This window comes from Longimicrobiales bacterium (genome assembly GCA_035764935.1).
In the GTDB taxonomy this organism is placed as follows: Bacteria; Gemmatimonadota; Gemmatimonadetes; order Longimicrobiales; family RSA9; genus DASTYK01.
Genome location: DASTYK010000054.1, coordinates 1 through 19334, shown reverse-complemented (window position 1 = coordinate 19334; position 19334 = coordinate 1). Strand labels below are relative to the sequence as shown.

The window sequence follows — 19334 nt, the reverse complement described above, 5'->3', positions numbered from 1 at the left end:
AGTTGGGTCCGCGCCGGCAGCACCGCGGCCGAAGTGGTTCCGCGAGTCGGAAACGTTCGAAACGGCCACACCGCCCCGAGCGGACGGCGCGGCAGCGTCGGGTACGGGCGTATCGGCGCGCTACATGGAGCCGTGGCGCCGCGGCACGGCCGTCACACTCGAGACGTCGTTCAGCCAGACCCGCAATGGTGCATCGGGTGTGCTCACGGAGCGGCAGCGATGGGAGGTCTCGACGGACATCTGCCCGTCGGCGGAGGGGATCGTCAAGGGGCGCGGCACGCTGGAGCTGGCTTCGGACGTGCAGATCCAGGAGGGCGGTGCGTCGCGAATGGCGCACGCAAGTGCGACCAACCACTTCACCGTCACCGTCCGCGTGAATGACGACGCCATCCCCGTGGACATCGACATCCAGCACTCCGTCGAGGGGCGTGAGCGCGGGCCGGGCGGCGATGAGAAGCACTGGATCACCGAGGCTGCACAGACCAGCGTCGATCCCGGCATCTCCGTCGACGCGACCGGCAACACGACGAGGGATCACACCTCGAGCGACGGTACACTGCACACGGAGAACCTGCTGTCCACCGAGGGAACCTCGAAGATGGTCGCGGCCGCCGTCGTGCTGGCGAGCTCCTACGTGAAAAACAGTGTCGAGGAGGCGTTCGACGAGTGGTGGGGCGGCAGCTGCCTGGAGGTACGCTCACGCCGCCAGCCCGAGCGGTCCCGACTCCGTGCCGGTGAGTCCGCCGACTTCGAGCTGGAGGTCTTGCACTACCAGGACGACGACGTCGTTGCGCTGCCGGTGGACATCGAAGAACCGGACCAACCCGACCAGGGGACCGTCACACCCACGGTGTCGTCGGAGGGCCCCGCGCGCTTCACGTTCACGGCACCGTCCGGCTCGGCGTGGCAGGCGTGGCGCCAGACCAGGATCCGCTCGCACTCCACGTCGCGGCGCGGCCGTGCAAACGTCCACGCGGAAGGGCCGACGTTCTCCCGCCGGAACGAGCGCGAATTCATCTCCGTCACGGTGCGCGACCGCACGAGCACGGAACGCCTCGGGGACGTCTACGACATCGTCTTCACGTTCACGCTGACGCCGGACGAGACGGATCCGGAAATGTTGCGTTCCGCAGGCACCTTCTCCGGCACGGTCGTCGGCAACGATGCCAACTGTCTGGACGGTCACGACACTCCGTCCAACCCCCAGCCGGTGCAGGGCCCGGTGCAGGAGGAGGCAGTCGGTTACGTGGCGGAGCTGGACGGAAGGCGCTCGCTCCATTTCAGCGTGACCGGCGATCTGCCGCCTCTCGATGGCCTCGAGCGCAACGTCTCGTTCATTCTGCTGGAAGGCATCCCGCTGCCTGCTCCGGGCAGTGCTCCGGTGACGTACCGGCGGGTCGTACCGTTCGGATTCACGGGCGTGATACCCGAGTGCACCGGCGCTGTCGAATCGATCTCGGAGGTGACCGTCTCGAGCTCGCTCGCGGACGGCTGAACTGCCGCACTTCGACACTTCGCCCTGGCGCCGCCGCCGCTGTCGCGGCGGCGCCCGTTTCCGGCACGGTGTGGCCATCGCCGGGTATCCCCCCGCATGGTCGCACCGATGTCCCTGACGCACCGCATCCGCGAGCGCGCACGCGAGCTCGGCTTCGAGTCCGTGGGCGTCGCACCCCTGCGCCCCAGCGATCACGACGCCGTCTACCGCGCGTGGATCGCCGCGGGTCGACACGGCGGCATGGACTACCTCGCCCGTGAGGACGCGGTGGAGGCCAGGCTCGACCCGCAGCAGAAATGGCCGGAGCTGAAGAGCGCCATCGTCATGACGATGCGCTACGCGACGTCCGGTGACGAGAACGCGTCGCCCGGGCGTGGCATCATCGCCCGCTACGCACGGGGGCGCGACTACCACAAGGTCATGAAGAAGCGGCAGCTCGAGCTGCTGCACTGGATCGAACAGGAGACGGGACAGCGCCTCGAAGCCGCCCGCGCGTATGTCGATACCGGTCCCGTGCTCGAGCGTGAGCTCGCGCAGCGCGCCGGCCTCGGCTGGCAGGGCAGAAACACGATGCTGCTGCAGCCGCGGCTCGGGTCGTACGTGTTCCTGGGCACGCTGCTCGTGGAGCTGGAGCTCGACTACGACGAGCCGTTCCAGCGCGACCACTGCGGGACGTGCCACGCATGCGTGAGCGCCTGCCCTACCGGCGCGCTGCTCGGCCGCGATGAGAACGGTGCGCCGGTCATGGACGCACGTCGCTGCATCTCCTACCTCACGATCGAGCAGCGCGGGCCGATCCCGGTGGAGCTACGGCCGCTCATCGGGAATCGCGTCTTCGGATGTGATATCTGCCAGGAAGTGTGCCCTTTCAGCCGTAAATTCTCGGCGCCTTCATCGGAGCCGTCGTTCGCGGCACGTGGACCTGGCGAGCCGCCTTTCAGCGTCGAGCCGTTGCCCTCAGACGGATGGCATCCAGGAACCGAAGCTCCGTCACTGATCGACCTCATGTCCATGGACCAGGCAGGCTGGGAGGCGTTCTCCCGAGGCTCACCGGTGCGGCGGCCCGGACGTGCCGGCTTCCTGCGCAACGTCGCCGTGGCGCTCGGGAACTGGGGATCGCCGGATGCAGTCCCGGTGCTGGCCGCGGCGCTCTCGGATCCCGAGCCGTTGGTTCGGGGGCATTCCGCGTGGGCGCTGGGCGAGGTCGGCTCGGCGGAGGCGTGCGCTGCGCTCCAGGCTTCGGTGGCCGCGGAGCGCGACCCGGTCGTCCTGAAGGAGATCGAAGGTGCGCTCGAGCGACTACGCTCGAACGTGAAATAGCGGGGCGTGTCGGGCGCGCTGGGGCAGCGTGACGATCGCCGTCCTCTGTGACTTCATGGACGACACGCACCCTCGCGTGCCCGGGGCGGGTGCACGCACACGACACAGCGTCAGCGCTTCAGGCGTTCTCGCTCATCCGCCTCGTGAGAACCGGAGCGCCGCTGATGCGACCGGTGTAGCCATCCAGATCTCCTCCGACCACGAAGCCTCGCTCCGTGATCTCGTATTCGCGATATGCCTTGCTGTGCTGGCTCCCGCGCATCTTGACCACGACTGCCACCTTCCTGAGCTCCCTTTCCACCTCGACGTAACGCAGCGAAATCAGGTCGTCCGCGAGGAAAGAGATCACGTTCGGTGTGAAGCGGAGCTCGTTCTCACCCGGGCTCACCTCCATCGTGGTGAGCACCGTGATGCCGATGCCGGTCAGGGCACCCACAAGCCGGTAGAGCGATTCGCGAAAATCGGTCCTGAAGGTAGGGGCGAGCGCGAGCTCGAAGCCCGACATCGAATCGATGACCACGCGCGTGGCACCCACCCGATTCACCGCTTCGCGGATCTCGTGCAGCGTTTCGTCCGGTGACAGATCGAGCGGACGCAGGTAGAGCGCTTCCAGCATGCCCGCTTCGATCATCCCCTGCACGCCGAACCCGAGGCCTTCCGCGCGGTGGAGATACTCCTTCGGGTGCTCCTCGAAGACGACGAGCACCCCCGCCTCGCCGCGCTTGCCGCCTTCGGCGATGAACTGGGTGGCGAGCACCGATTTACCTGAGCCCGACGGGCCGGCGACGAGCACGGAATCGCCGGTGGGAATCCCTCCACCCATCATTTCGTCGAGTCCGGGGACGCCGGTGGATGTTCGGCCGGCCGGCGTCTCCCGTTCGTGTTCGTCCACGGCGAGAGAGAGTCGCGGAAAGACCTGGAGGCCGTCAGCCGTGATACGATACGTATGCAATCCCGGCATCGGCGCCTGCCCGCGGACCTTCACGACCTGGAGCTTGCGAACGATCGAGTTGTTCTCGGTGGCCTGCTCGAGCCAGAGGATCGTGTCCGCGATGGTGAAGATCGGATTGCCGGTCTTCTCCTCCTCCTCATACTCGCCCACCAGAAACGACGTCACCTGCCAGGTCGTGAGATGCATCGCAAGGCGCTGCAGCACGCCAGGGAGGTCGGACGACACGGCGGAGCCGACGCGCACGGCGTCGGTCAGGGAACGGAAGGAGTCGACGACCACAATCCTCGCCTCGCTCTTTTCCACTTCTTCGATGATCCGCTCCAGCGCGCCTTCCAGACCACGCTCGATCACGTCATCGCTCAGGTTGATGAAGCGGATGCTCTCATCCACCTTCTCGAGGTCGAAGAAGGTGTACTGCTGCTGGTAGCGCAGCATCTTGGCCGCGGGCTCTCCCAGGATCGTGAAGAAGAGCGCCGTGTGCCTGGGCGATGCATTCGCAAAGACAAACTGTTGCGCCAGCGTGGTCTTCCCAGTCCCGGGAGCCCCCGCGACCAGGTTGAACGAACCTTGCGGAACCCCGCCGCCCAGGATGAGGTCGAGCCCCGGGACGCCACTGGGCAATTGATCGATCACAAGTCTTTTCGCCTGACTCATTCGTGTGTCTCCACGGCTCTGATCGCTCGGGGCCATAGCCTTCGGACGGGCTTCATGCCCAACTCCTCGCCAAGCAGCATGACGAGCAGGTCGAGCAGGCAGGTGAGTACAGTGGTGGCGGCCGACCTGGCCTCTTCTTCAGTCGCGGCCGCGAACGACTCTGCCAGACCGTTGAAGCACGTCCCTGGCTGTCCGCTTACGGATGCTCCTGCCAGCAGCGGCTGCTCACGCTGCGCTATGTGGAGAGCACGCCCGATCAGTGCGTCGACTCCGCCGGAGCCCAGCAGATCGACCAGGTGATCCTGCACCCGTCGACAGGCGGAATCGACGGCAGCAGCCGAGGCAGCGGGATCGGATGACCCGCCAGCCTCCTGCTCGACGATCCGTCGTGCCAGTTCAACGAGCTTGGGCGAAGATTGGGCCATATCGAGTCGTTGCGGGTACCGTACGGCGTCAGCGTACCCGCTGGCGAGTCTCCCAGCGCAGGTGATTCAGGATCGATCGCGGCCGGATCAATCTGCACCCCGGATGGACGCTGCGCGAATCCGCTCACCCGCCGCAGCGGCCGGAACGGAATTCGCACTCTATTTTCGGCTCGTCCCTTTCGAAGACGCGCACCCGGACAGGGCGCCGTCCGTTTCCAGGACATTACATGGCAGATCACCGCACCAGCCGCGGCATGGCCCACGACGCCGGTTCCGGAAATCACCCGGAACAGGCGACATACGGTGAGTTGTCTCCGCCTGCCACATCCGTACCATCACCACAGAGGGAATCGGAGCCGCGTTTTCTCGCAGACGCCAGCCAGCAACTGGCCGCGTCGCTCGACTACGAGGACACACTCGTGGCGGTCGCGGGAATGGCGCTCCCGTACCTGGGGTCCTGGTGCATCGTGGATGTCGTCGAGCAGGACGGGTCCATGCGTCGCCTCGGCATCAGTCACCCGGACCCTCGAAAAGCCGAGCATGCGCGCCGGCTGAAGGACGGCTGGCCGCCAGATCGTGACGATCCGATCGGATTGCCCCGGGTGATCCGGTCGCGCGCGACGGAACTGGTCGCGACGGTAACCGACGCGATGCTCGTAGACGTCGCGAACAGCGAAGTGAATCTGCAGGACCTGCGTGCGCTCGGCATTGGCTCGGTCGTGATCGTCCCGCTCATCGCGCGCGGACGCGTGCTCGGTGCCATCACGTTCGTCAGTGCAGACGTGGGACATCAGTACACCGACAGAGACGTCGAGCTGGCTGAAGACCTCGCTGCGAGGTGCGCGATCGCTCTCGACAACGCCCGCCTGTTCCGCGATCTCGAGGCGGTCCGGAAGGATGCGGCCCGGCTGAACGAGGCTCTGGTCCTCTCGAGCATACGCCAGCAGGAGCTGGCGGACGAAGCGCGCGACGCGAATGCCGCGAAGTCACGCTTCCTGGCCACGATGAGCCACGAGATCCGCACCCCGCTCAACGCCATCGTGGGATACACCGACCTCCTGGAGACCGGCATTGCAGGCCCGCTGACCGCCAGGCAGGTGGAGTATCTCGCGCGGTTGAAGGCCGGCAGCCGCCACCTGATCGGACTGATCGACGACATTCTCGATCTCGCAAAGGTGGAGTCCGGACGGATGGTCCTCGATCGTGCTCCCTTCGCTGCCGATGACTCCATCTCGGCCGCGATCGCTCTCGTCGAGCCACAAGCGGGATCGGCCGAGGTGGCCATCACGAGCGAGTGCGCTCGCGAGACCAGCAAGTACGTGGGCGATGAGGAACGAGTCCGCCAGATCCTCGTGATTCTCCTGAGCAATGCCGTGAAGTTCACCGCGCGCGGCGGGAGCATTACCGTGACCTGTGGAGCGACGCGGGCGCCGGATGCGGAAGCAGCGCTTCAGGGCAACGGGCCGTGGACCTTCATCCGCGTGACGGACACGGGCATCGGCATCCCGGCAACCGAGGCGGAGACCATCTTTCAGCCGTTCGTTCAGGTCGACTCGGGAAGTACCCGAAGGCGCGGTGGTACGGGTCTCGGGCTTGCCATCGGTCGCGATCTCGCACGCCGAATGGGAGGGGACCTGACACTGCGAAGTGCCCCGGGAGAGGGTTCCTGTTTCACTCTCTGGTTACCGGGTCTGGAGATGATCGTGCCACGGAACTGAACCATGCAGCTACCGGCGCCTTCCCCGCGGCAGCCGAAGAATAATCGGGGAAGTCTGCAGTCCTCCCAGGAGGTGTGCCCGGTTCTCCGGGGCCGTAGAGCCGTCGTTTGCCGCACGCGGGCCCGGCGAGCCGCCGTTCGGCGTCGAGAGACTCCCTTCGGACGGCTGGCATGCGGGAACGCGGTCGCCGTCGCTGATCGACCTCATGTCCATGGACGAGGCCGGGTGGGGGGCGTTGTCCCGCGGCTCGCCGTTTGCGCCGGCCCGCACGCGTCGGCTTCCTGCGCAACGCAGCGGTAGCGCTCGGCACCTGGGATTGCCAGAAGCAGTCCCGGTGCTGGCCGGAGCGCTCTCAGACCCGGATCCGCTGGTTCGGGGGCACGTGGAAACCCATGCAAACACCACCGGGAGAGGGAAGCCCATTTCCGAAACGCCGGTAATGAACCGGTCGGAAGGGGGCAGCTTCCCGAGGCCATGGGCCAGCGCAAGCGCCAGCCCGAAGAAGAGACGTAGAACCAGGAGCCCCGCATCGAGAGCCAGCGGTTCTTCGCCCCTTCCCACGCGGGCAGGGATCCCGATTGACTCGGCGCCTTGGGAGTTCACGGCAAGGCGAACACGATCAAGGCGTTACCCCGCGGCGCGCCGTACATCTCGGGAGAGTACCCTTCCACCCAGCCACCCCATCCTGTCGGTACCGCGATATACTGCTTCCGGCCACGCTGTACGTGACCGGGTTGCTGTGGATGCCGCTTCCGGTGGTGAACTGCCATCCACAAGCGGCGCCAGTGTGGCACTCTCACCTGCGCGGATGTCCACGACGGTCTGCTGCCACACGGGCCGCCCGTTCGTAGCGTCGAGCGCCACGAGCTGACCGTTCTGTGTTGCCAGAAAGACCTTGCCGTTCGCCACGGCCACGCCGCGGTTTACGTTTCCGCAGCATAGCGGGACATCGAGGGGAATGGCGTGCCGGTACTGCCACAGGAGTTTGCCATTGGTTGCGTCGAGCGCCCACACGTATCCATCCCACCCGGAAACGAACATGACGCCATCTACGACAATCGGGGACACGCCATGACGCTGGCATACCTGGAGACCGGATTGATGGCGCGCCCAGGCCGGCGTGGAGTGTATCCGGCGTGGAAGCGCTGATCAGCAGCTGCCGGAGCTGATGCGGACCTGACGCGCGTCCGTACGCCACGCATGATCGTGCCGGCAGACGCTTGTCGGTTCAACGGTCGGGATGACCGGCGACCCGCCCCGCACCAGCTGCCTGCACGGACGCCCGGCGGCTCGACGGTCTTACTGACCGGTACGGCGCCAGGCAACGATTTCGACTTACATGCGTGGCGCTCTACGGGCGCCGCCCGCCTGAGAAAGCCGCAGCACAAAGCTGGCGCAGGATTCCGGGCCTCACATACCGTGGATCCTGGCGCTCCCGACAGCGCTGGCATCGGAAAACGGCGCTCCCCCTGCAGCGGCAGGCGTTCCTGATGGCGGAGTTCCACCCACCGGCGCTGGTACGCGCCGTCACGCGGCGTCAGCTCGTGGGGCTGTCGATCAACGACGTGATCGGCAGCGGCGTGTACCTCCTGCCTGCCGCGGCCGCCGCACTGCTGGGCATGAGCAGCATCCTGGGTGTTCTGCTCGCCGGGTTCGCCGTTGCGTTGCTCGTGCTGTGCTTCGCCGAGGCATCCAGCTACTTCGACCAGCCGGGCGGCGCATACCTGTACACGCGCGAAGCGTTCGGCCCCTTCGTCGGATTCGAGGTCGGCTGGATGACGTGGCTCGCGCGCGTCGCGTCCGTTGCGTCCCTTTCGAACGGGTTCGCGCTCGCCGTCGCATTCGTGTGGGCACCGGCCGCGTCGGGATCGCCGAGAGTCGCGATCATCGCGGCGCTCATCGGCGTGCTTACCTGGATCAACATCGTGGGGGTGCGACAGGGCGCCGGCACTGCCGTCGCGCTGGTGATCGCCAAGATCGTTCCGCTCGTCATCTTCATCTCCGTCGGCATCTTCTTCGTCGACTGGTCACGCATCGCGGAGGTGAACCTGCCGCCGGTGGGCTCACTCGGAGAGGCCTCGCTGCTGCTGCTGTTCGCATACGCAGGCTTCGAGAACACGCCGGCCGCGGCGGGCGAGTACAGGAACCCGCAGCGTGATGTGCCGTTCGCGATGCTCACGATGATCCTGGTGGTCACCCTCGTCTACACGGGCGTGCAGCTCGTCGCGCTCGGCACACTTCCGGGCGTTGCCGGATCCGCTTCTCCGGTGGCCGAAGCGGCGAGCACCTTCCTCGGGCCGGGTGGCGCACTGATGATGACCGTCGCCGCGATGGTCTCGATCGGCGGCAATGTCGGCAACACGGTCCTCGTGGGACCACGATATCTGTATGCTCTCGCGAGGGACGGCTACGGACCTCGCTTCCTGGCGCACGTGCACCCGCGCTTCAACACGCCCGCTGCCGCGATCGTCACGCTCTCGGCGGTTGCGTTCGTGCTCGCGCTCAGCGGCACGTTCGTGCAGCTCGCAATGCTCTCTATCATTGCTCGACTCACCACCTACATCGGCACGGCCGCGGCAGTGCCGATCCTGCGACGTCGCATGGGCGAGCGACCCAATGCGATACGGCTGCCCGGTGGCGCGACGATCCCGCTCCTGGCGCTGCTGCTTTCCGTGGTCTTCCTCTCGAGCGCGCGGCTCCACAACCTGATCGCCGGCGTCATCGCGCTGGCCCTGGGTGCGGGGATCTACATGCTGCGCCGCGGGCCGGAGCCGGTCGCCCGGCCGCCTACCGACGCGCCCGCCTCGCTGCCGGGACCCTGACGCCGGTGCCCGCGGGCAGGGGCAGCCACTCGCTCGGGCGGAGCCGTGGCCGCGTCAGAGAACGCGGCATCCGAAATGCGCCTTTCTGTTGGCTGTCTCGGTGGTTTCGTCCCTGGAACAGCGTACAACTGCACGTAATTGCGTCGGAGCAGTGTAGCGCCGGCGCGAACTGATGTACGCACGCATCAGGTCTGGCGTGTGGTCACCGCATGCTTCCGGCCGACGCACGACTGAGCTATGGTGAAGAGCAGCGCACCGGACCCTGCCGGCCCGACGCGCTCTCCAGGGCTCATCCCGACATCGGAAGGCCGTGCGAGTACTACGCGATCTCATCGAGCGACGCGTGTTCCGATACGTCGTTGCATATGCTGCGGCGTCATGGGCGGCGCTGCAGGTGATCGATCAGCTCGTCGGCAACGACGTGCTGCCGTCCATCACCTATCGGCTTGTGCTCACGATGGCGATCTGCGGGTTGCCGGGCGCGTTCGTCGTCTCCTGGTTTCACGGTGCGAGAGGGCGGCAGGAGATCCCCTCGATCGAGCGGTGGCTGCTCGCCGCGGTCGCCGTGTTTGCACTCGGCACGACCGGCTTCGTGACGCGGATGAGCGGTGCGGAAGGGGTGCGGCCTGCTGCCGCACTCGCTCCCACCGAGAATCCCGCACGTGTCGCGGTGCTGTACATGGAGCCGCGTGGCGGAGATGAGGCCGAGTTTCTGGCGTCTGGCCTGACGGAAGCGCTGATCGATGAGCTGAGTGCGGTCCGCGGACTGCACGTGGTGTCACGCAACGGCTCGCAGCTGTTCCGGCATGCGCATGCGACGCCGGACAGCGTCGCGCGCACGCTGGAGGTGGGTTCTCTGGTCGGCGGCACCGTGTCCGTTTCGGGTGAGCGGGTGCGCGTGGATGTCGCGCTGACCAGCGGTGCGCGCGGCGAGCAGATCGCGAGCCGCCGGCTGGAGCGACCGCGCACGGAGATCTTCGCGCTGCAGGACGAGCTTGCAGACACAGTTGCGGTGTTCCTGCGGCGTGCGATCGGGCGGGAGCTGGGGACGCGCGAGCTGCGCTCGGCGACGTCGTCAGTGCGCGCGTGGGAGCTGGTGCAGCAGGCGGCGCATGAACAGGACGGCGCGGCCCAGCTGGTCGCGGCGAACGACCTGGACGCGGCTGCTCGCGTGCTGGGCTCCGCCGATTCGCTGCTGGCACTGGGGGAACGGGAGGATCCGACCTGGGTCGAGCCGGTGCTGCGGCGCGGGTGGGTCGCGTACGCAAGCTCGCGGCTGGGCGGCGTCGACCGCAGCCACAACGAGGAGTGGATCGAGCGCGGGCTCGCACACGCGGAGCGCGCACTCGCGACGCACCCTGACGATGCGGGTGCGCTGGAGCTGAGCGCCACGCTTCGCTACTGGCGCTATCTGCTCAACCTGGCGGGCACACCGGCGGAAGCCGACGAGCTTTATCATCGCGCGGAGCACGATTTCCGCGCGTCGATCGCGGCGTCCGGCGGCGCGCGCGCTTCAGCGCAGAACTCGCTCAGTCACCTGCTGATCAACAAGGGTGAGCTTGCGGAAGCAAAGCTGAACGCACTGCAGGCGTACGCGAGCGACCCCTTCCTGGAGAACGTGAACCTCACATTGTGGCGGATCTTCAGTGCGTCCTGGGGACTGCAGGACGGCGTGGAGGCGGAGCGCTACTGCGAAGAGGGCGCGCGTCGCTTCCCTGGCGACTTCCGCTTCTCGCAGTGCCGGCTGATGCTGCTGGCGCTGCCGGGCATGCAGGGCGGCCTCGCCGATGCCTGGCACGTGCTCGAGGAGTTCACGGAAGCGAGCCCGCCGCAGGTGCGCGAAGTCAACCGTCGCCGGGGCATGATGTACATCTCCATCGCACTGGCGCATGCCGGCCTGGCCGACTCCGCGCGCTCCGTGGTGTATGCGGCGCGCGCCGGTGCGGACATCGATCCGCTTCGCGACCTGGCCCAGCTCGAGTCGATCACGTGGAGCACGCTTGGCGACACGGACGAGGCCGTGCGCCAGCTCGAGCTGTACCTGACTGCAAACCCGCAGGCTCTGCACGGCCTGCGGACGGACGCGGAGCGCCGCGACCTGCCGTGGTATCACCAGGCACTGCTCGACGAGCCCGAATTCCGGGCTCTCGTCGGACTGCGCTGACCCTCTCCCCCCGGAGCCCCATGAAGTCCATCTGGTGCGCCACTGTGACGACAGTCGCAGCGATTCTCACTGTGTCCTGTACGGATTCCGCGCCCACTGCAATCGAGCCGCAGCCGGTCGCCATGAACGCGACGTCCACCGCCGTCCTCGCCTGTGATCTCACCCGCACCATGATCGCGGACGTGCGAAGCTGGTTCCCGCAGCCGGAGCGCCGGGATGCGCAGGAAACGGTGCGATCGCTGGCAGACGCGTGCACAGTGGGGAATACGACGCTTGTGACCGAGCTCGCGGTTGCCTTGCTCGGCTCGATGGAAGCGCTGGCGGACGCGGGCCGCGGCGGCGATGCTCTTGTCGGCTCGCGGCTCGCGAATGCCCTGCTGGCATGCACCAGCGGTGAGGGCTGCACTGCGGCCGCGCTGCCGGACATCGATCTGTCGGCCGCGCTGTCGCTGCCCGCCGGCCTGTTCCGGATCTACACGGGCGACATGGCCGCGCCGGCGATCGCGCGCGGATTGGTGCCGTTCGTCGACTTCGATGGCAATCAGAACGCCGCGCTGTTCGGAGTCGAGTTGAGTGGCGGCTGGAGCTGGACGGCGGCAAACGGTGGTACCCCGCTCGTCCTGCTGTACGGCGCACCGGTCGTGGAGGGCGGGCTCGACCTTCTCGAACCGGGATTCGGCGGGTTGCAGTACGACGTCAAGCGCTGGCCGAGGCCGGGACCTTTCGTAGGCGATGACATCGTGCACGTTGGTGCCTGCTTCACGTCTGAAGTGACGCTGCCGCACGACCATGAAACGAATGAGTCGGCGCAGCCCCGCATGCAGCGCGAGGGAACCCTGCTGTCGGCCTACTCGCCGACGTTCTGCCCACCGGGCGACGTACCGCAGCAGGCTTCGCTGCTCGGTCCCATCGCTACGCTGACGCGCTCGGTGCTGCCGGCCCGCTGGCTCGCGATGCTGTCCGACGTCCGCACGCCCAGGGTGGGTGGCTCAGCGCTGGACTTCAGCCGCTTTGCGCCCGTGGCCGCGGATGCGGAGGGTCGGCTGGAGATGCTGAGTGGCCCGGCCAGCGTGGCCACGCTCGGTCAGTCCATCGGCACGATCGTGATCCGCGCGCTCTCGGGAGGCGGTACGCCCATGGAACGCGTGCGCGTCACGCTCTACGTCTTTGGCAACAGTGGTGTCCCGGCCGGTGCGGTGCTGGTCGGCGACCCCAGCGGCTACACGATCGAGAACGACGGCACCGTGGCGATCGCTGGCCTGACGATCAACAAGACCGGCGGCTATACGATCTGCGCGCGGGGCGAGCTGAGCGGATTCACCTTCTCGGAGGCGTGTTCGGGGCTGTTCCACGTCCGCCGCTGAGCCGTTGTTGCTCGCCAGCGAGCTACGCAGGGGGAGGGGCAACTCGGGTTGCCCCGTCCCCCGATTTTTCTTGCCTTGCGGCGCATTCCATCGCTATACCTGAATGATGTCCGCACTCTGAGCCGGCCCGCCGTTGGGCCGGGCCGACTGCCGTGCCGCGCAGCACGCAGCCGGCGATTTCCTGCCTTACAAATCGAATCGCAACCGACCACGCCGCCGCGTCGTGTGAGGCGTCGTGATGTCGTGTATGCAGCACTTCCGGCGCGACGCAGCGCCTGCCGCGTCCGCGTGCCGGGGCTGGCACGCGGTCTCACCCCGCGAGGCGGGACAACATCATCACGAGGTCGCCATGAACCGGATCAAGGCGGTTCGACGGCTGGCGCTCGCCGGGCTCGTGCCGTTGCTGGGAGCGAGCACGGCGGTCGCGCAGCAGGGGACGATCACCGGGACGATCACCGACCAGGAGAGCGGGCAGCCGCTCTCGAGTGCGCAGGTCGTAGTGGTCGGAACGAACATCGGCACCATCACGAACGTGGAGGGTGCCTACACGCTCCGCGGCGTGCCTGCCGGGACGGTGAGCGTACGTGCATTGAGCATCGGCTACAGTGAGCAGACCCGGCAGGTGACCGTGGAGTCGGGAGGCATTGCAACTGCCGACTTCGCGCTGCGTGCCACGGCCATCTCGATGGACCCGATGGTCGTCACGGCGACGGGTGAGCAGCGGCGCATCGAGGTCGGCAACTCGATTGCGAACGTGGACGCCTCGCGCATCACGCAGCAGCGTGCAGTGTCCAACTTCGCTGACCTCATGACGTCGCGCACGGCGGGTGTGCAGGTGATCCCGGGCACGCAGACCGGTGCGGGCGTGCGCTTCCGCATCCGGGGCACGAGCTCCCTGTCGCTCGCGAACGACCCGATCTTCATCATCGACGGGGTGCGCGTCGAGGGGACCACGGGCTCGATGTCGGTCGGTGTGGGCGGGACCACGCCGGCGCGCATCAATGACATCAATCCGGAGGAGATCGAATCGATCGAGATCGTGCGCGGCCCTTCGGCGGCGACCCTGTACGGCACGGACGCGGCGAATGGCGTGGTCGTGATCCAGACGAAGCGCGGCGTCGCGGGGCGTGCGCAGTGGTCGTACTACACGGAGCAGACTGCGATCGTCGACAACAACGATTACCCGGACGCCTACTGGGGATGGACGGCAGCATCGACGCGCTCGAACACGACGCAGTGCTACTTGTTCCAGGTCGCGGCGGGCTCGTGCGCGCAGGACAGCGTGACCGTCTACAATCCAACTGCCGATGACGAGTCCACACCGTTCGGGACCGGCTACCGCCAGCAGCACGGGCTGCAGCTGCGCGGCGGCACCGAGGCGATCCGCTACTTCGTGCACGGCGAGTGGGAGGATGAGACCGGCAGCCTCAAGGTGCCGGAGTTCGACCAGCGCTGGCTCGCCGCGCGCAACATCACGTTGCGCGACGAGCAGGAGCGGCCCAACGCGCTGAATCGCGTCACGGCCCGATCCAACCTGGACGTCACGCTGTCCGACGAATTCGACTTCTCGGTCAATGCGGGCTACACCAGCCAGAACCTGCGCCTGCCGCGCAGCGATGACTCCGGCGTGCCCGGCGTCGCGACAAACATCTATGGCGGCCCCGGCTACGAGTACATGCTGAACGCGGCCGGCGACACGCTGCACGGCTGGCGCACGGTCACACCCCGTGAGATCTACCGCACGACGACGGAACAGAACATCCGCCGTTTCATCGGCTCCGTTGCGTCCAACTGGCGGCCCACGGACTGGCTGGGGCTGCGGGCAAACGTCGGCCTCGACTATATCAACCGCCAGGACACACAGCTCTGCCGTTTCAGCGAATGTCCGGTGTCCGGCGACGATCACCTCGGCTTCAAGGTTGACAACCGCACCAACTTCTTCATCTACACGCTGGATGCAGCGGCAACGGCCACGCGCTCGTTCTCGGACGCCCTCAAGGGCACGACCATCCTCGGCGTGCAGTACTACCAGAGCATCTTCGACCGCAACGGTGCCGAGGGTCACGAGCTGCCACCGGGCGCGACGACGATCAATGCCGGTGCCGTGCAGTTCGCGGACGAGACATCGGACGAGAGCCGCACGCTCGGCGCGTTCGTCGAGCAGCAGATCGCCTTCCGCGACCGGCTCTTCCTCACCGGCGCGATCCGCTCGGACCGCAACAGTGCGTTCGGTGCGGACTTCAAGACCGTGTTCTATCCCAAGTTCTCCGCCTCATGGGTCGTGTCCGAGGAGGAGTTCTTCCCGACACCGGGCTGGCTGAGCCAGCTCCGGCTGCGCACGGCGTACGGCGCATCCGGCGTGCAGCCGGGCACCACGGCAGCGGTGGAGTTCTACACGACGGCCCAGATGCTGGGGGAGGCGGGCGAAGCGTCCGGGCTGGTCTACACGTCGGTCGGCAACCGCGAGCTGAAGCCGGAGCGCTCGACAGAGCTGGAGCTGGGCGTGGACGGCACCTTCTTCGATGACCGCCTGTCGACGGAGATCACGTACTACACGAAGACGTCCAGGGACCAGCTCATCAGCCGTATTCTGGCTCCGTCCATCGGGACGGGCTCGACCACGCGCTTCGAGAATCTCGGCGAGGTGCACAACTCGGGCTGGGAGGCGGTGCTGTTCGCGCAGCTCGTGCAGTCCGACGCCTTCGGCTGGGACCTGCAGTTCAGCGGCTCGACGATGTCGAACGAGCTCGTCAGCCTGGGCGGCGAGCCGAACATCATTCACAGCTCCTCGCAGCAGAGTCGCGAAGGCTATCCGCTGTACGGATGGTGGGCGGTCAAGCTGCTGGGCTGGGAGGACCGGAATGGCGACGGGCTGATCAGCTGGTTCGCCGACCCCGCCCTGAACGAGATCCAGGTCAGCGACACCGCCGAGTATCACGGCTACTCGATGCCGCGTCGCGAGTTCGCCGTGTCCACCGGAATCGACCTGCTGCGGGGCAAGCTGCGGCTGACCGGCATGATGGACTACAAGGGAGGCCACCTCGTCTACAACAACAGCGAGCGCATCCGCTGCGCGAGCCGAAACAACTGTGCGGGGCTGATCAATCCCAGCTCGTCACACTACGAGCAGGCGCGCACGCAGCTCGTGCGCCTGCATCCGAGCCGCTCCGTCGGCGGCTTCTTCGAGGACGGCGATTTCCTGCGACTGCGCGAGCTCGGGATGACGATCATACCTCCCGACTCCTGGGTGAGCGCGATCCGGGCGCGCTCCGCGTCGATCTCACTGGCAGCGCGCAACCTCGGCATCATCTGGACGGAATACACCGGCGTCGACCCGGAGGCGTTCGGCACGACCGGCAATGCGCCATCGTCGTTCCAGGCCTTTGCGCCACCCACGTACTTCACACTCCGCCTCAACCTCGGCTTCTAGGGAGGACCGACCATGATCCGTCATTCCATGGCCGCGTCCATGCGGCCGATCCTGCATACACGGAGTGCGCTGATCGCCGCGCTCTCCTGCGGCATGCTGTTCACTGCGTCCTGCGACGACGTACTCGAGGTCACCGACCGCGACATCATCAATCCCGTTGACGTGGAGTCCGCCGCCGGTGCGGAAGCCGTTCGCATCGGTGCCCTGGCCCGGCTGAACCAGGCGACGAGCGGGACGGAAAGCCTGTTCCTGCTGGGCGGCCTGTTTGCGGACGAGTACCGCAGCGGCGACACGTTCATCGACCGGCAGCAGGTCGACCAGCGCTCGATGAACGTGCGCAACACGTTCCTTACGACGGCCAACCGCAACCTGCATCGTGCACGGCTTTCCGCCGAGCAGGCGGTCGACCTGCTGCAGCGGTTCCGACCCGATGCCCCCGCGTGGCAGACCGCGGAGATGTACCTGATCCAGGCGTACACGATCAACATCGCGGCCGAGCACTACTGCAATGGTCTCGTGATCAGCACAGTGGAGGACGGGCAGGAAGTGTATGGCGAGCCGATCACGGTGCAGGCCGCATTCGAGCGGGCACTCGGACACGCCGAGGACGGCCTCGCAGTAAACGCGGGTGCGAGCACCGATGCGCTGCGCGTGCAGTACGCGTTGCAGGTCGCGCGTGGGCGGATCCTGCTCAACCTGGACCGGCCGGCCGAGGCGGCCAGTGCGGTGAGCGGCGTGCCGACGGACTTCCGCTACGAGATGTTCCACTCGCAGACGACGTTCAGCAACAACATGTGGAACTGGAACAACCTCGTCCGGCGCTACACCGTCGCGGACCAGGAGGGCGGCAACGGCATGCCGTTCGTGAGCGCGAGCGACCCGCGTGTGCCGACCTGCCAGGGTGGCGACAGCGTCTGCACCACCTGGGGCATCACGAACGCGAACGTGGAGGACGTGTCCGGGCCGGTGTACGTGCAGCTCATCTGGCCGGAGCGGGAGTCTCCGGTCGCGATCCTCGACGGCATCGTTGCACGCATGATCGAAGCCGAGGCGCAGCTCCGCGCGAACGATTTCGGTGCGGCGCTCGCGACGATGAACGCCGCACGGGCAACGGTTCCCGGCCTGGGCGATCTCACCGACCCTGGTACCGATGACGCCCGGGTGGATCTGCTGTTCCGCGAGCGCGCGTTCTGGCTGTTCAGCCGGGGCTACCGCGTCGGCGACCTCAGGCGACTCGTCCGGCAGTACGGCAGGGCGGCGAACACGATCTTCCCGACAGGAGAATGGCACAAGGGAGGGCAGTACGGGACGGACGTGACGATTCCGCTGCCGTTCGAGGAAGCGAACAACCCGAACATCCGTGATGAAGCGAACCTGTGCCTGGATCGGAGTGCGTGAGCGGGTAGCCATCCGGGCACCCTGAGACGAGCGGCCGTCGAGGCATGTGCCTGGCGGCCGCTCGAGCATGAAAGGTATCCGGCGCAGGTGGATTGTGCTGCGACCAATTGACGGAGCCGCGCCGCTCGTCCGGGTACATGTCTTGCCCGTCGAAAAACGCGCACGCACTCCGTCGGAGGCAGTCATGACGCACCAGGTTCCGATCGATTCAGGCGGCGATCACGATGCTGGAAGGGAGGGCGGCGGCATCCACGAGGTGCTGGACGACCTCGCCTTTCAGCGGCTCGCGATCGTCAACGTCGTATACTGGGGCGTGCCCGGGTCGAAGCAGTGGGTGCTGATCGATGCGGGTGTGCCTGGCACCGCGTCCATGGTCCGGCACGCGGTCGAGGAGCGCTTCGGCAGGGATGCCCGTCCCCAAGCGATCGTGATGACGCACGGCCACTTCGATCATGTGGGTGCGCTCGAGGAGCTTGCAGAGGAGTGGGACGTGCCCGTGTTCGCGCACGAGCTGGAGCTGCCGTACCTCGATGGTCGCGCATCGTATCCGCCACCGGATCCGTCGGTGGGTGGCGGACTGATGTCGGCGCTGTCACGGTTCTACCCGCGCGGGCCGGTCGACGTGAGCTCACGCTTGCTGATGCTGCCCTCCGACGGCACCATTCCGCACATGCCCGACTGGCACTGGGTGCACACGCCGGGACACACACCGGGCCACGTCTCGCTCTGGCGCGAGCGGGACCGTACCCTGATCGCGGGAGATGCGTTCATCACCACGAAGCAGGAGTCGGCGTACGCAGTGGCGACACAGAAGCTGGAGCTGCACGGTCCGCCGACGTACTACACCCAGGACTGGGACGCGGCACGCGACTCGGTCGAGCGTCTGTCGATGCTGGAGCCGGAGGTCACGATCACGGGGCACGGTCGAGCGTTGCGCGGAGAGGCGCTGCGGGATGGACTGGCGATGCTCGCGCGCGAGTTCCAGCGCGTGGCGGTGCCGGAGCACGGCACCTACGTCGATGATCCCGCGACGGCGAGTGATCGCAGCGCGTATCGCGAGCCGTGAACCGGATGGACACAGCTACCGACCCGCATCGCGGCCAGCCGGTACGTACCGCCGGCAGCGACATCGGCAACGCGGCTGCCGCGATGATTCTCATCCACGGTCGCGGCGCGACGGCGGACAGCATACTCCAACTCACAGCCGAGCTGCACCGCGACGACTTCGCGTACCTTGCACCGCAGGCTGCAGGCTTTACCTGGTACCCGCAGAGCTTCCTGGCGCCGATCGAGCAGAACGAGCCCTTCCTGGGCTCGGCGCTCGCATTCCTCGGCAGTGTCGTGGACCGGGTGCTGCAGAGCGGGATCCCGTCCGAGCGGCTGATGCTGCTGGGCTTTTCGCAGGGTGCCTGTCTGACGACGGAGTTCGCCGCGCGCAACCCGCGCCGCTACGGCGGCATCGTCGCTCTGACCGGTGGCCTGATCGGCCCGGAGGGCACTCCGCGGAACTACAGCGGCTCACTGGGCGGAACTCCGGTCTTTCTCGGCAGCTCGGATCCCGACTTTCACATACCGGTCGAGCGCGTTCACGA

Annotated in this window: 12 protein-coding genes; 10 read left to right on the top strand and 2 right to left on the bottom strand. The window is 67.0% G+C overall.

Annotated elements, in window-relative coordinates:
- A partial coding sequence (locus VFU06_04415) for a hypothetical protein (protein ID HEU5208634.1) occupies positions 1-1495 on the top strand: 1495 nt, incomplete at its 5' end.
- Positions 1496-1603: 108 nt separating this feature from the next.
- The gene (queG, locus tag VFU06_04410) at positions 1604-2815 is read left to right on the top strand and encodes a tRNA epoxyqueuosine(34) reductase QueG (protein ID HEU5208633.1); all 1212 of its coding nucleotides are present in this window, start codon (positions 1604-1606) and stop codon (positions 2813-2815) included.
- A 118-nt stretch (positions 2816-2933) separates the two neighbouring features.
- Here the strand turns inward: queG and VFU06_04405 are convergent, their stop codons facing one another.
- Together VFU06_04405 and VFU06_04400 are read right to left on the bottom strand one after the other, a co-directional pair.
- The gene (locus VFU06_04405; GenBank protein HEU5208632.1) at positions 2934-4421 is read right to left on the bottom strand and encodes an ATPase domain-containing protein; all 1488 of its coding nucleotides are present in this window, start codon (positions 4419-4421) and stop codon (positions 2934-2936) included.
- Positions 4418-4846 carry a hypothetical protein gene (locus VFU06_04400; GenBank protein HEU5208631.1) on the bottom strand — a complete coding sequence of 143 codons (429 nt, stop codon included), beginning with the start codon at positions 4844-4846 and terminating at the stop codon, positions 4418-4420. Before VFU06_04400 ends, VFU06_04405 begins: the two co-directional genes overlap by 4 nt.
- 227 nt (positions 4847-5073) lie before the next feature.
- Here VFU06_04400 and VFU06_04395 point away from each other — a divergent pair, with 227 nt between their 5' ends.
- The 8 genes from VFU06_04395 to VFU06_04360 all read left to right on the top strand — a co-directional run.
- Positions 5074-6564, top strand: coding sequence for an ATP-binding protein (locus tag VFU06_04395; protein HEU5208630.1), 1491 nt, complete (start codon positions 5074-5076; stop codon positions 6562-6564).
- 1490 nt (positions 6565-8054) lie between these two features.
- Positions 8055-9386: an amino acid permease gene (locus VFU06_04390; protein HEU5208629.1), complete on the top strand. Its 1332-nt coding sequence runs from the start codon at positions 8055-8057 to the stop codon at positions 9384-9386.
- A 310-nt stretch (positions 9387-9696) separates the two neighbouring features.
- Positions 9697-11550: a hypothetical protein gene (locus VFU06_04385; GenBank protein ID HEU5208628.1), complete on the top strand. Its 1854-nt coding sequence runs from the start codon at positions 9697-9699 to the stop codon at positions 11548-11550.
- Between the two features lie 122 nt (positions 11551-11672).
- Positions 11673-12914 (top strand): hypothetical protein, encoded by a 1242-nt coding sequence (locus VFU06_04380; protein HEU5208627.1) that lies wholly within the window; start codon positions 11673-11675, stop codon positions 12912-12914.
- 349 nt (positions 12915-13263) lie between these two features.
- Positions 13264-16344: a SusC/RagA family TonB-linked outer membrane protein gene (locus VFU06_04375; protein HEU5208626.1), complete on the top strand. Its 3081-nt coding sequence runs from the start codon at positions 13264-13266 to the stop codon at positions 16342-16344.
- 12 nt (positions 16345-16356) lie between these two features.
- Positions 16357-17742 (top strand): hypothetical protein, encoded by a 1386-nt coding sequence (locus tag VFU06_04370; GenBank protein HEU5208625.1) that lies wholly within the window; start codon positions 16357-16359, stop codon positions 17740-17742.
- 184 nt (positions 17743-17926) lie between these two features.
- Entirely contained in the window at positions 17927-18808 is an 882-nt protein-coding gene (locus VFU06_04365) for an MBL fold metallo-hydrolase (protein HEU5208624.1), read from the top strand.
- 5 nt (positions 18809-18813) lie between these two features.
- Positions 18814-19334 (top strand): hypothetical protein (locus tag VFU06_04360; GenBank protein HEU5208623.1); only part of this gene is annotated, 521 nt, incomplete at its 3' end.